The organism is Actinoalloteichus hoggarensis (assembly GCF_002234535.1).
Lineage (GTDB): Bacteria > Actinomycetota > Actinomycetes > Mycobacteriales > Pseudonocardiaceae > Actinoalloteichus_A > Actinoalloteichus_A hoggarensis.
Genome location: NZ_CP022521.1, coordinates 4,392,350 through 4,405,876 on the forward strand (window position 1 = coordinate 4,392,350; position 13,527 = coordinate 4,405,876).

The window sequence follows — 13,527 nt, forward strand, 5'->3', positions numbered from 1 at the left end:
ATCGCCTCGCTCCCGCGCTGACCATGAAGATCAACCTGCGGAAGTGTGCACTTCCGCCGGTTCTGCCGGGCAGTCCGACAACCGCTCACCAGAGGTGCGGCCGCGCCGCGGCTCAACGGCGATCGACCGAGCAGGCGGGACGCTCGTCCCACCCGCCCGATCGAGGCTCGACGAGCCCGGCCGCCGAGTCGTCCACGACGAGTTCGAGCAGCAGGTGGTCCACGTCCGTCTCCACCGCCATCCCCGCCAGCACGGCCCGACGCGGCGCCGTCTCGCACGCCGCGACCCGCAGTCGCCACCCGTGTTCCGCGGCGACGTCGCACAGGGCGGCCCGACCACCGATGTCGTCCAGGCCGAGGAAGGCCCGGCCGCCCGACGTCAGACGCGAGCGGACCCCGCTGACGAAGGCACGCATGCCCCGCAGACCCGGGTCGAAATAGGACGTGCTGAGCACGCCGTCGTGCACGTGGTCGTCGGCGACCTCGATGAACGGGGCGTTCCAGAAGACGACGTCGAAGCGATCGTCGGCGTCGAGCGGCTCGAAGACCGAGCCGCACACCACCGTCAGCCGTTCGGCGACCCCGTGCACCTCGGCGTTCAACCTCGTGTTGGCGACGGCCGCCGGACTGACGTCGACGGCGACGGCGGCGGCCAGCCCGTGCAGCAGTCCGTGCACCGCGGTGATGCCGCAACCGCTGCCGATCTCCAGCAGTCTGCCGCCCGCCGGATACGGCAGCGCCGCCGTGCTGATCTCGGTGGACGGCGAACAGGCGGGCGAGTACACGTCGGCCTGCACCACCCAGGTCCGGCCGAGCAGCACCACCATCCGCTCACCCGCCGTACGCGAGGCCGCCAGCGACTGCCTGCCGATCGCCTCGCCGAGTACCCCCAGGGCGAGTTCCATCCGCTCTCCTTCGCATCGTCGCCGCGCTCCGGGATCGTCCGTCGGCACCCCGAGGACGTCCGGATGCGGGAACCTGCTTGCGCTCGCAATCAAATGAGCACCTCGCATTGCCCCGACCGCCGCAGCGGAATGAGACCGATGGCGGCGCTAAAATGGATTCCATGCAACTCGGTGGTTCCCTGAATGACCAGGAAGGAAGACCGGCAGAACTCCGACCACACTTCTTCCGGTGATCCGCGTCGCAGCCGGTGCGAGGGGTCGACCACCGATCACGAGGCCGACGATCCGGCCGGCAGGATCATGGACAGACGTCTCCGCCTCGAGAACCGCCGGGGATTCTCCCGGTCACGACGTCGGTGAAAGCAGATCCGACACGAGCAGCCCGTACGTGGCGTCCGGATGGTGAGCGAAAATGCCGAACGCGGGCGTGTCCGCCGCAGGTAGTCCCGCCACGTTCGGCGATCTGCTGGTCGGCCGTCGCCGCGCGGCGCGGCTCACGCAGGAGGAGCTGGCGGCCCGCTCGGGACTGAGCGTCCGCGCGATCAGCGACATGGAACGCGGGCGGGCACTGGGCCCGCAGCGGCGCACCGTCGCCGCGCTGACCGAGGCCCTGGAACTGGATCCCGCGGCCGCCCGTGAGCTGGAGTCGGCGGCGAAGGCCGGGCGGCACCGCACCACCGCTCTGCCCGACGCGGCCCTCGGCGGTGCCGCGAATCTCCGCGGAACGTCGGCCCGCCGGAGTGCCTCGACGCCGCGGAACCCGTCTGCACAGCAGCCGGACGCCCCGGCGAACGGGCTCCCGACGAACAGGACTCGCACGAACGAGACACCGGCACCGGAGAAACCCGGGCACCAGCAGGCAGCCACGCAGCAGCCGCTGGAAGGCAGGTTCCGCTGCGATCTGCCGCCCGAGGTCGGCGATCTGACCGAGCGCGACGCCGAGCTGGATCGGCTGCGGCGGTTGGCGGCGGCGACGGCGGCCGAGACCCATCGGGGGGCCACGGTCGTCGTGTTGTTCGGCGCTCCCGGCGTCGGCAAGACGACCCTTGCCGTGCGGGCGGGCCACGAACTCGCCGAGGAGTTCCCGGACGCCCGCTTCTTCGTCAACATGCGGGGCATGGACGCCGAGCGGCTGACCCCCGGACAGGCATTGGGCAGGCTGCTGCTCGCGCTCGGGGTGGAGCAGGCGCGGATTCCCGACGACACCGACGATCGGGCCGGTCTCTACCGGTCGCTGCTCCAGGAACGGCGCGTGCTGCTGGTACTCGACAACGTCGGCGACGAGGCGCAGATCCGCCCGCTGCTGCCCAGCGGCCCCGGCTGCATGGTGCTGCTCACCAGCCGTCGGGTGCTCTCCGGACTCGAGTCGGTGCACCGGCTGCTCCTCGACGTCCTCTCGCCGTCGGGCGCCGTGGAGCTGCTCGAGTCGATCATCGGCTCGGAACGCGTCGCCGCGGAGCCCGCCGCCACGGCCAGGGTCGCCCAGCTGAGCGGGTGCCTGCCGTTGGCGCTGCGCATCGCGGGGAACCGCCTCGCGGGCAGGCCGCGCTGGAGCGTCGGCTACCTGGTGTCCGCCCTGTCGGATCAGCGGCGACGGCTGACGGCGCTGACCGCCGGGGACCTCCAGGTGCGGGCGGCGTTCGAGGTGTCCTACCAACAGTGTCACGCATCGGTGCGTCAGGTCTTCCGCAGGCTGTCGCTGTTGTCCGGCCCCGAGTTCGACGTCGACCAGGCCTCGGTGGTGGCCGAGACCGACCCGGACGTCGTCGAGGCGGTGCTGGAGGAACTGGTCGACGCGAGCCTGCTCGGCACCGCGCCGATCGGGGACCGCTACGTCCTGCACGACCTCCTCCGGCTGTTCGCAGGCGAGCGGCTCGCCGAGGAGGAGGCGCCCGGCACCGTGGAGCGGTTGTCGGGGCTGGTCACCGGTTGGTTCCTGCACAGCGGAATCCTGGCGGGCGGATTCTTCGTCCCGGCGGGTTTCGACGGTCATCCCGCGCCTCCGCCGCCACAGCCGGTGGCCGCGATCCACAGCCTGGACCAGGCACGACACTGGCTGGACGCCGAGCAGGCGAACTGGCTGGCGGCGCTTCGTCAGGCCACCGAGGCGGGCAGGCACGCCGAGGTGCTGGCGCTGTGTCGGGCCCTGCACTGGTACTCCGACGTCCGCGCGGAGAGCGGCCTGTGGCAGGAGGTGTTCGCCCGCGGCGTCGCGGCGGCGCGGGCACTGCGCAGCCGGGCGGACGAGGCGGTGCAGCTCAACTATCTGGGTTGGGCGCTGAATCGGGCCGCGGGCAGGCAGGGACAGGCCTACGCCGTCCATCAGGAGGCGTTACGGGCCTCGCGGGACGTGGGCGACGAACGGGAGGAGGCCTGGTCGCTGCAGTACTGCGGGCGGACCAGGCTCGGCAGCGGTGAGCCGACGGCGGCCGTCGAGTACTTCGAGAGCGCCATGGAGCTGTTCCGGCGAGTGGACTACCGACTCGGCGAGCACATCACGGCGTCCTTCCTCGGTCTGGCGCTGCGCAGACTGGATCGGCTGCCGGAGGCCGTCCGGCTCCTGCACGAGGTCACCGAGTACTTCCGGGAGACGAGTGACGGAACACGGGACAACGCGCTGGCCGTCTCGCTGATGCGGCTCGGCGAGACCCTGGAGTTCGCCCGGCTGTTCAGCGAGGCCCACGAGGCCTTCCGTGAGGCGGAGGCGCTGTCCGTCCGGCTGGACGTTCCGCTCCAGGCGGCGGAGGCGGCCTTCGGCTGCGGCCGGACCGCCGAGGAGCTGGGCGAGCCCGCCGCCGCCCATCGTCATCTCGTCACCGCCGCGGCGGGCTTCGCGGCGGTGAACGACGATCCGGGTCGTAACCGGGTCCTGCGTCGCATCGTCATGCTCATCGAGACGGCAGGACCCGCGGCGGGCCGGACGGCGCGGCAGGAGACGCTGGCGTTGCTCGACGGGGTGGACGGCCAGACCGCGGCCGAACTGGCCGCGTTGATCTCCGGGCACCGCCGACGAGCCGCGGCGCACCGACCGGTCGACGAGGAGACGGCGAGCTGACCGAGGTCGGCGCCGCGGGACTCCGAACGAGGCGCCGGTCCGCCCTGAGGAGCTCGCGCCGACCGGCCGAGCGGGCGGCGCACCGGCGCACGAGTCACCGTCGCGTGCGACGGCGATCGACCGCCCGTGTTCCCCCGCCCGTCACCGCAGAGGACCGGGCAGGGCAGGGCCGAGGCCGCACGGGGACGGCCGCGCCGGGACGGGACGCGCGGGACGACGTGCCCCCGCCGCGCGTCGATTGCGAGTACCCTCCTCGCACATCCGCCTGATCCGGACGGGTTCGCGGCCCCGCGCGCGAAGTCGACGACGAGCCGCGGCGTCGCCGGTGCACCAGCCCGGCCCGGACTGCCGGCTCCCCACGTCGGTGGGGGTGTTCCAGGGTGGGTCGGGGTCCTCCTCGACGTTCCTGACAGGCCCCTCCCCACACTCGTGGGGGTGCTCCGGTCTCGCCGAGCGCACCGTGGCATTCGTCCACATCGCCCTCCTCACGGTCGTGGGGGTGTTCGGCGGGCGACACGGGCAGCCTGCCCGACTTCGCCGGACCCGATTCCGCGGACGGTGATCGCCACACCTCGGTGCGGTGCGACGGGTACGCGCCACGAGGTACGACGCGACGGGACACGACGTGCCAGAGCACCCCACGAACCGGGCGGTCCGACGCCGACCGACCCCTCCGGGTCGCCGCGTCCGGCACCCGCCCGGTCAGTCGTGCGACCCACACGGACACCACCCGGACCGGCCGGACCGCCGACCACGTCACTCCCTCTTCGGGTGACCTTCATCGGTCGTCCCGTGGAGGGTCCCCCGCGAGCGCGGCCGGCCCTGTGACCCCCGGGCATCGTGGCGGCGCCGGCGACGAAACGGGCGCTTCGGACAGGGTCGACCTCGAGATTTCACCGCCGCCGTCCGAACGGCGCCCCGGACGGTCGTACCGGGGGCTGCCTCGGGCGACGTCCACGCTGAGTCACGGCACGTCGGATAGGCCGTTCCCCCGAACGAGCACTGGCCCAGAAGGACCACAATGAGTACCCTCCGTGACATAAGATCACCGGGAGGTCACTGTGGGCAAGGTTTCACCGAGCTGGCGCACGTCCACACGAAGCGGTCAACACAACTGCGTCGAGGTGCGACACGGATGCGACGCCATCGTGATCCGTGACACGAAGAACCGCCGAGGCGGTTCCTTAGTCCTCGGCACGGCGGCCTTTCACGCCTTCCTCACCACCGTCAAGAACGAGCAGATGCACTGAATCCGACTTCGGTCCTCGCGGTGCAGGCGGCCGGATCGCCGCCCCGAGAGGCCGACGCACCTCGATCGGCGGGTCACCGAACGACGGACACGAGTTCGGGTTCCGGCACACCGCCGAGGAACGGACATCACGATGACTTCGCGCTCCACCATCCGGCAGCCCCGCAGGCCTCGGACCGGCCCCGCCGTCTGGGCCGCGCTGGAGGTCGACGATCGAAGCCTGTTCGAGCACGAGTTCCGCGCCGCGTTGGAAGAGGTCGCCGAGACCTTCGACGTCGGCAGGCTGACCGAAGTGGTCCACCGCTGGCGCCCGCACACCGTGGTCACGGGCAGCCCTCTGCCGCGAGCCGAGAACCGCCGAGCACCGGTGACCGAGCACGACGAGGCCGCCATCGACTGGCCGCCGGAGTCACCGGATCGCGGCTGAGCGACGTCGCCCCGCCGGCCCCGCCCGAACCGCTCAGGCCGCCCTGCACCACCCGAGTCGCTCCGAACGCCTCGGCCCGTCGCACCGGTTCGGTCGTGTTCATCGCCGGTCGCCGTTCGTAGTGGACACCTCGGGACCTCTCCGCCGTCCGCGAGTGCGTCGCCCGGGGCCTGCCGCGCCGCCGCAGACCGGTCGGCCGGTCCGCCCGCCGTACTCCGGGACCTGCCGCGCCGCCGCCGCGATCCCGGCTCGGTCCTGACGGCCTCGCCGACGGCGGAGGAGCGTCGTCCGCGATGCGACACCGATCGGCCGGACGCCATGCCGCGCGGCGACCCCACAGCGTGGTCGTGACGGTCGACGGAACGCGCCCCGAGCAGGCGGGCAGGCCGGCGGCGCCGTACCGGGCGGCCGCGTGCCGCCGCGCCGACCACGGGCTCCGATCACGGGGTCCGATCCTGAGGTCCGGCCGGCCCCCGCCGAGGCGTCTCCGGGGCGGCGGCCCGTCGTGCACGGGGGGCCGAACATCGCGCTCGCCTCCTCTGCCAGACTCGACGCCGACGATCGCGGTGGTCGAGTCCGCCGCCGTCGTCGACTCTCCTCACATCGGTGGGGCGGCCTCACCTCGGTGGGGCACCGGGACGCGAAGGCCGCACCGTCTCCCCACGACAGTGGAGGTGCTCCGGGCTGACGCGCTCGTCGCAGGACCGACCGCGTCCTCCTCACACCATCCGTGGGGGTGCACCGCCGTCGGGCTCCGAGGAACTCGGTCACCCCTGGGCTTCCCCACATCCGTGGGGGTTCACCCCGCGGCGGGCAGCAGGCAGGCAGCCCTTCCCCACCTGCGGTCGTGGGGGTGTTCCGCACTGCTCGCCTGCGGAAAACGAGCACCGCGGTCGACCGCCGGGTCGCCGATCGAGGAGTACGGCGTCGGCACCCGAGCGGTCATGCTCGGGTTCGCGGGGCCGGGCCGTCGATCGGCGTCCCCGTTCCCGCCGCCGTCGTCGCCGGGTGCCTCGGGACGGCCTCGCGGTGAGACGGGCAGGGCCGCCCGGGCCGGATCAGTCCCCGGCCACCACGTCGAGCACGCCGCCCGCGAAGGGCATCGAGCGCCAACGCTCGACGTCGGCCCGCAGCGGCTCCAGCAACAGGGGCAGCTGGGCGCACAGCGGAAGGCAGGCGATCGTCCTGATCCTGCCGACGGCGTTGACGAATCGCAGCACCCGGTCGTCCAGGGATCGAAGCCCGCGCCCACGCGCGGCGGCGTCGTACGCGGACTCGCACTCCGGACCGAAGGCCGCCAGATCCCATTCGACCGGGCCGAACGTGACGAGTTCGAAATCGGAGTACAGCACGCCGCCGTCGGTGGGGACGATGTTGTACGCGGGGGCGTCACCATGCACCGGTTGCAGGTCGATGCCGGGGAAGGCCCCCTCGAACGCGGCGCGGGAGCTGACCAGCGGCTCCAGCACCGCCCACTCGCGCCGTGCGCGATCGAGATCGTCGGGGGCGAGGAGGTCGGGTCGCGACTCCAGGTCCGCCAGCCCGTCGCGCACCATCCTCGGCTCGGCCGCCGACAGGAACGGCAGTTCGCCCGGATAGTCGCGCAACGCCGCGTGCAGATCCGGCACGAGGCCCGCGTTGTGGACGTAGTCCGGCACGACGCCGGAGTCCGTCGCGACCAGCTGCCAGAACGTCATCGAGAACCCGTCCCAGCGCACCGGCTCTCTCGGCACGAGCGGGCTCGGCGGGATCACCGGCACGGCCTGCTCGGCGAGCCAGGCCACGACGTCGAGTTCGTCCTGCTGTCTGCGGGACTGGAACTCGGCGTCGACATAGCGCGGCAGGACGACGGGAACCCGGACCACCACCGGGGCCGGAGCCAGGTGTACCACCACGGAGAACATGTCGTGCAGCACGACGGGATCGGTCACCGTGAGCCCGAGATCCCGGCCTGCGGCGATCGCGGCGGCCATCGCCTTCGCGGTGCGGTCGGCGATCTCGTCGGGCGTCATGACTGCGGGCATGGCGGCGATCGTGGCATGCCGCGGCGGCTGCACGCGACGGGTTTACCGCACACCACGTCCAGCGCCGCGCACCGGCCCGGTCGGCTGACGTCCGAGTGGCGCACCGCCGCCTGCCGCGTCGCCGTCTGGACGAGGCGTCTGCTGCGAGCCAGACGTCGCGGCCGCGTGCGGCACGGGATGGCACGGCGGCGGTCCGAGCGGCCGTGCCACACCGTGCCTCGCCGAGGCGCCTCCCCGGGCGGCTCCGACGACTCGTCTCGGATGTCGACGAACACGACGTCGGCGCTCGCCCATGGAGGAAGCGCGGCGACCGCCCCGCCCGCGCGTACCCCGCCCGCATCGTCGAGCCCCGGTCCGCCGAGCGGGCCGGCGTAGGGTAAGCGCATGTCCCGGCCGACACCGACCTCTGGGCACGGCATGGACGGCCTCGACGAGCCTGATGCCATGCCCGCGAACCCCGCTGCGAAGACGAGGCATGGCGGAGCGGGTCACCCCGCGCCACGACACCGGACACGTGAGCGAGCCGACGCGGCACGTAACCGCGCTCGGGTGCTCGCCGCCGCGGAACGGCTCTTCTCCACCTCTCGCAGCGACCCCGTCACCATGGGCGAGATCGCCATGGAAGCGGGCGTCGGCCGCGCCACGCTGTATCGGCGGTTCCCCGACCCGGCGTCCATCGCGGTCGCGCTGCTCGACGAGCACGAGCGGGCGCTGCGTGATCGACTGGTCGACGGCGAACCGCCGTTGGGGCCCGGCGCGCCGCCCGCCGAACGGTTGGCCGCCTTCTACGCGGCCATGGTCGACATCCTGGAACGGCATCTGTATCTGGTGCTGGGCGCGGAGGCGGGCACGGCCAGGTTCGAGGCGTGGTCCTACGGGTCGTGGCGAGCCCATGTGCGCGGGCTGCTCGTCGACGCCGACGCGGCCGACCCGGATGCCACGGCGGACTCCCTGCTCGCGCCGCTGGCCCCCGAGGTCTATCAACATCAACGGCATCGGCAGGGAATCAGTCAGCAGCGCATCACGCAGGCCTTGGAACGCCTCGCGCGGCAGGCACTGGCGACGCGCTGATCGGCCGGGTCGACCTGACCGCCGAGACGGAGGGCGGAGCGCCGCCGCCGACCGGTGATCGGCTCGCTTGGCAGGCCCCCTCGGGTCGAGCAGGGGGCGCGTCGGTCAACGACCGCCCGGCGAGGTCAGCAGCCCGGCCGCCGAGTGGACGGTGAGCGTCACGGGGCGTCCGGACAGCACGGCGACGGCCGTCCGCACGCCCGAAGGCCCGTCGGCGGCGAGCATGGTGACCGCGCTCGGCGGCGGTACGACCGAGCGCGGGACGCCCGTGCCCCAGTCGAGCACGGCGGGCGGGAGGCCGGGCGCGGTCACGACGATCTCGCCCATCGGCACCGCCTGCCCCACTCCGAGCGCCTTGAGCGCGGCCTCCTTCCGGGTCCAGTAGCCGATGATCAGCGCCGCCCGGTCGGCCGGGTCCGCCTCGTCGACTCGGGCCCGCTCCGACGGGGCCAATGCCGAGTCCAGCAGCGGGCCCCAGTGCCTGCCGCTCGTCGCGGACTCCGCGTCGACGCCGATCGGCGCCGAGCCGCACACGGCGAGCACCGCCCAGTCGCCCGCGTAGGCCAGTGAGAACTCCGGACCGTCGCCGTCCCCGGCGAGACGCGGCTTGCCGTGCGGTCCCCCGCAGTGTCCGCAGTCTCGACGGAGGCGCAGCCGCCCCGACGGTGTGCCGGTGTGCGCGGCGAGCAGCGTCCTGATCATCGCCCGCCCGAGGAGGTAGCGTCGCCGGTCCTCGTCCCGGCGCAGGCCGTGGTATCGGGCCGTCTCCTCGGCGTCGAGGAGGCCGGCCGCCGCCCGGCCGACGTCGTCCGTCCTCGCCCACCACAGCTGCACCTCGTCCGCGCCGAGGGCGGGCACGACGGTCCCGGCCGCGCCGTGCCGGGGCGGGTCCGTCGCCGCGCAGCCTCGGCTCAGCGGGCGGTCCGGCACGACGCGGAAGAGTCCGGCGTCCGCGGGGAGTCGACCCGCGCCTGCCAGCAGGGCGGCGGCGCCGCGCTCGACGTCGCCGAGCTCCTCGACGGAGAGCTGGGTCAGCAGCATCTGGCGATGCTCCCGGCCCGCGGTGGCGATGTCGTCCAGCAACGCCCCGCCTTCCGGGGTGAGGGACAGCCGCCGCACCCGTCGATCTCGAGAGTCGGGCACACGGCTGACCAGTCCCCGGTCGAGCAGCCGGTCGATGAGTCCGGTCGCCGTGGCCAGGCTGACGCCGAGCTGGTCCGCGAGGGCATGCCCCGCGATCCCGTCGTCGAACGCCAGGCAGAGCAGCACCCGGAACTGCTGCATGGTGATTCCGCTGTCCAGCAGCGGATGCGATCTGACTCGGACGGCGCGGCGCATGAGCTCGTCATGATGCCGTTCGACGGCGTCGATCAGTCGGTGCCGTTCCTCGTCGATCCGTTCCTGGTCGATCCGCACCGCGCGATCCTGCCCCATCGCGGACGTCCCCGCCGCGGCTCCCCCGATTCGGACAAATACTATGTGCGAGGCTAACTATTCACCCTTTTACCTCCTGATCCGCACCTGACCGGAGGAATCACCCGTGACCTGGCTTGCTCGACTCAGCCTGGCCAATCGAGCACTGGTCGCGCTGGCGTCGGTGCTCATCCTCGGCTTCGGCGTCTTCGCGACCACCTCACTCAGACAAGAGCTCGTCCCCTCGATGGAGATCCCGGTCGCCGCCGTGGTCGCCCCGTACCCCGGCGCCACGCCGCAGGTGGTGGAGGACCAGGTCACCGAGCCGCTGGAGACCGCCGCCACCGGCGTCCGAGGTGTGGTGGGCACCTCGGCGACCAGCAGCGGCGGCATGTCCGTCATCACCGTCGAACTCGAGTTCGGCACCGACCTCGGCGGCGCCCAGCAGGATCTCGCGCAGGCGGTGAACCGGGTCGCGAACGGACTCCCCGACGAGGTCCAGCCGACCGTCATCACCGGCAGCGTCGACGACCTGCCCGTGCTTCAGCTCTCCGCCGCGGCCGAGGCCGACGAACAGGACACCGCCGCGGTGCTGCGCGACGACGTCGTGCCGCTGCTGGAGGGCGTGTCCGGGGTCCGCGAGGTGAGCCTGACCGGCGTGGCCGACCACGTGGTCACCGTCGATCTGGACCCCGCCGCCCTGGCGGCGCACGGCATCGCACTGCCCTCGGTGCTCCAGGCGTTACAGGGCGCCGGGGCCGGCGTGCCCGCGGGCGCCCTCACCCAGAACGGCGAGACCCTCTCGGTGTCCGTCGGCGCGCCCGTCGACACCGTCGAGGACCTTCGCGAGGTCCGGCTCCCAGCACAGGAGGGCGGCGCCGTCCGGCTGGGCGACGTCGCCGAGGTGACCAGCGCCCCCGCCGAGGCCACCGGCTACTCGCGCACCGACGGGCTGCCCAGCATCGGCATCGGGGTCACCAAGACACCCGAGGGCAACACCGTGGAGATCTCCGAGGAGGTCCGCGCGCTGCTTCCCGAGATCGAGCGGCTGCTCGGCGAGTCCGGCCAGGTCAGCGTCGTCTTCGATCAGGCGCCGTTCATCGAGCAGTCGATCCACGACCTCACGGTGGAGGGCATGCTCGGCCTGGTCTTCGCCATCGTGATCATCCTGCTGTTCCTGCTGTCGCTGCGCTCGACGCTGGTCACCGCCGTCTCCATCCCCCTGTCGGTGCTCATGGCTTTGATCAGCCTCTACGTCACCGACTACTCGCTGAACATCCTGACCCTCGGCGCACTCACGGCCGCCGTCGGGCGGGTCGTGGACGACTCGATCGTCGTCATCGAGAACATCAAACGACATCTGGGCTACGGCGAGCCCAAACGCCAGGCGATCATCACCGCCGTCCGCGAGGTGGCGGGCGCGATCACCTCGTCGACCATCACCACGGTCGCGGTGTTCCTGCCGATCGCGCTGGTCGGCGGCCAGGTCGGCGAGCTGTTCCGTCCCTTCGCCGTCACCGTGTCCGTGGCGCTGACGGCCTCGCTGCTGGTCTCGCTGACGATCGTGCCGGTGCTGGCGTACTGGTTCCTCAAGGACCGCCGCGAGGCGGGCGAGGGCGAGCCGGACGCGGCGGCCATCCGGGAGAAGGAGGAACGCGCCCCGCTCCAGCGCACCTACCTGCCGGTGTTGCGTGGCGCACTGGCGCATCCGGTCATCACCCTCGTCGTCGCCGTCGGCGTGCTCGGCGGCACGTTCGCCCTGATTCCGCGGTTGCAGACCAACTTCCTCGGCGACAGTGGTCAGAACACTTTGTCGATCTCCCAGGAGCTGCCGCCCGGCGCCAGCCTGGAGACCGCCGACGCGGCGGCCCGGCAGGTGGAGGACGTCCTGGCCGACACCGACGCGGTGGAGGAGTACCAGGCCTCGATCGGCACACAGGGCGGGATGGCCGCCTCCTTCGGCATGGGCGGGTCCTCGGGCACCACGACGTTCTCCGTCACCACCGACGAGGAGGCCGACCAGACCGCGGTGCAGGCCGAACTGCGGGAGCGGCTGGCCGAGCTGTCCGACGCGGGCGAGATCACCGTGGATTCGGGCGGCATGGGCTTCGGCGGCGCGAGCGGACTGGAGGTGATCGTCAGCGGCGACGACGAGGCCGACCTGGCCGACACGGCCACCCGGGTGACGGAGCTGGTCGCCGACACCCCCGGAGCCACCGACGTCAGCAACAATCTCGCGGTGGAGGCGCCGTCGATCGAGGTCACCGTCGACCGGGAGGCCGCCGCGGCCATCGGCATGGACGAGGCGGCGGTCGGTCAGCTGGTGGCGGGCGCGATGCGCGGCACGCCCGCGGGCAGCCTGACGCTCGACGGCACCCGGCAGGACATCGTGGTGCGCAGCGGCGCGGCGCCCGCCGACATCGAGGCGCTGCGCGAGTTCCCGCTGGGCGGCGGGCCCGCGGGGGCGATCACGCTCGGCGACATCGCCACCGTGGAGGAGGTCTCCGCGGCGACCAGCATCACCCGCCAGGACGGGCAGCGGAGCGCGACGGTCAGCGCGAGCCTCGCCGCCGAGGACCTGGGCAGCGTCAACTCCGAGTTGCGGACGCGGATCGACGGGCTCGACGTGCCGCCCGGCATCGAGGTCACGATCGGCGGCGTGAGCGCCGATCAGGACGAGGCCTTCGCCGATCTCGGTCTGGCACTGCTGCTGGCCGTCGCCATCGTGTACGTGGTGATGGTGGCGACCTTCCGCAGCCTGCTCCAGCCGCTGCTGCTGCTGGTGTCCGTCCCGTTCGCCGCGACCGGCGCGCTGGGTCTGCTGGTGCTGACGGGCACCCCGCTCGGCGTGCCCGCGCTGATCGGGATGCTGATGCTCATCGGCATCGTCGTGACCAACGCCATCGTGTTGATCGACCTGGTCAATCAGGTGCGCCGCTCGGGCCGGTCGATCGTCGAGTCGATCATCGAGGGCTCACGGCAGCGCCTGCGGCCGATCCTGATGACCGCCCTGGCGACGATCTGCGCGCTGGTGCCGATGTCGCTGGGCATCACCGGTGGCGGCGTGTTCATCTCGCAGCCGCTGGCGATCGTGGTCATCGGCGGCCTGTTCTCGTCGACACTGCTCACGCTGGTGCTGGTCCCGGTGCTGTACTCCCTCACCGAACGAGCGAGGGCCGCGATCGCGGGCCGGTCGCGCGGACGGCGGCACGCCGAGGACGAGGTGGGGAGCCCCGCGACGGACTGACGGCTCCACTCGGGCGCCGCGTCCGGGGTAAGGCCGAGTGCCGTCTCCGCGGCCCGGCTCGCGGCGCCCGCCGCCCGCTCCCCCGAGCCGGGAGTTCCGGCGAGCACGCCCGCCGCGCGTGCCCTCATTAGACTGAC

The 13,527-nt window shown here is 72.6% G+C and carries 8 protein-coding genes; 5 read left to right on the forward strand and 3 right to left on the reverse strand.

What is annotated here, in order from left to right; translation table 11 throughout:
* Positions 1–112 precede the first annotated feature (112 nt).
* Entirely contained in the window at positions 113–904 is a 792-nt protein-coding gene (locus AHOG_RS18655) for a methyltransferase domain-containing protein (RefSeq protein WP_157736912.1), read from the reverse strand.
* A 412-nt stretch (positions 905–1,316) separates the two neighbouring features.
* Here AHOG_RS18655 and AHOG_RS29165 point away from each other — a divergent pair, with 412 nt between their 5' ends.
* From AHOG_RS29165 to AHOG_RS18670, 3 genes are all read left to right on the forward strand, one after another.
* Entirely contained in the window at positions 1,317–3,959 is a 2,643-nt protein-coding gene (locus AHOG_RS29165; protein ID WP_093942506.1) for an ATP-binding protein, read from the forward strand.
* Positions 3,960–5,020: 1,061 nt separating this feature from the next.
* Entirely contained in the window at positions 5,021–5,209 is a 189-nt protein-coding gene (locus tag AHOG_RS18665) for a DUF397 domain-containing protein (RefSeq protein WP_093942507.1), read from the forward strand.
* A gap of 132 nt (positions 5,210–5,341) precedes the next feature.
* Entirely contained in the window at positions 5,342–5,635 is a 294-nt protein-coding gene (locus AHOG_RS18670; RefSeq protein WP_093942508.1) for a DUF6247 family protein, read from the forward strand.
* 1,058 nt (positions 5,636–6,693) lie between these two features.
* Here AHOG_RS18670 and AHOG_RS18675 read toward each other — a convergent pair.
* Positions 6,694–7,659, reverse strand: coding sequence for a phosphotransferase family protein (locus AHOG_RS18675; protein ID WP_093944588.1), 966 nt, complete (start codon positions 7,657–7,659; stop codon positions 6,694–6,696).
* Positions 7,660–8,043: 384 nt separating this feature from the next.
* On the opposite strand from AHOG_RS18675, the gene AHOG_RS18680 reads away from it, so the two are divergent.
* Complete coding sequence (locus AHOG_RS18680; protein WP_245856312.1) at positions 8,044–8,730, forward strand: TetR/AcrR family transcriptional regulator; 687 nt, start codon at positions 8,044–8,046, stop codon at positions 8,728–8,730.
* Positions 8,731–8,835: 105 nt separating this feature from the next.
* Here AHOG_RS18680 and AHOG_RS18685 read toward each other — a convergent pair whose 3' ends face one another.
* Complete coding sequence (locus tag AHOG_RS18685; protein WP_093942509.1) at positions 8,836–10,164, reverse strand: MarR family transcriptional regulator; 1,329 nt, start codon at positions 10,162–10,164, stop codon at positions 8,836–8,838.
* 106 nt (positions 10,165–10,270) lie between these two features.
* On the opposite strand from AHOG_RS18685, the gene AHOG_RS18690 reads away from it, so the two are divergent.
* Positions 10,271–13,390, forward strand: coding sequence for an efflux RND transporter permease subunit (locus AHOG_RS18690; RefSeq protein WP_093942510.1), 3,120 nt, complete (start codon positions 10,271–10,273; stop codon positions 13,388–13,390).
* Positions 13,391–13,527 lie beyond the last annotated feature (137 nt).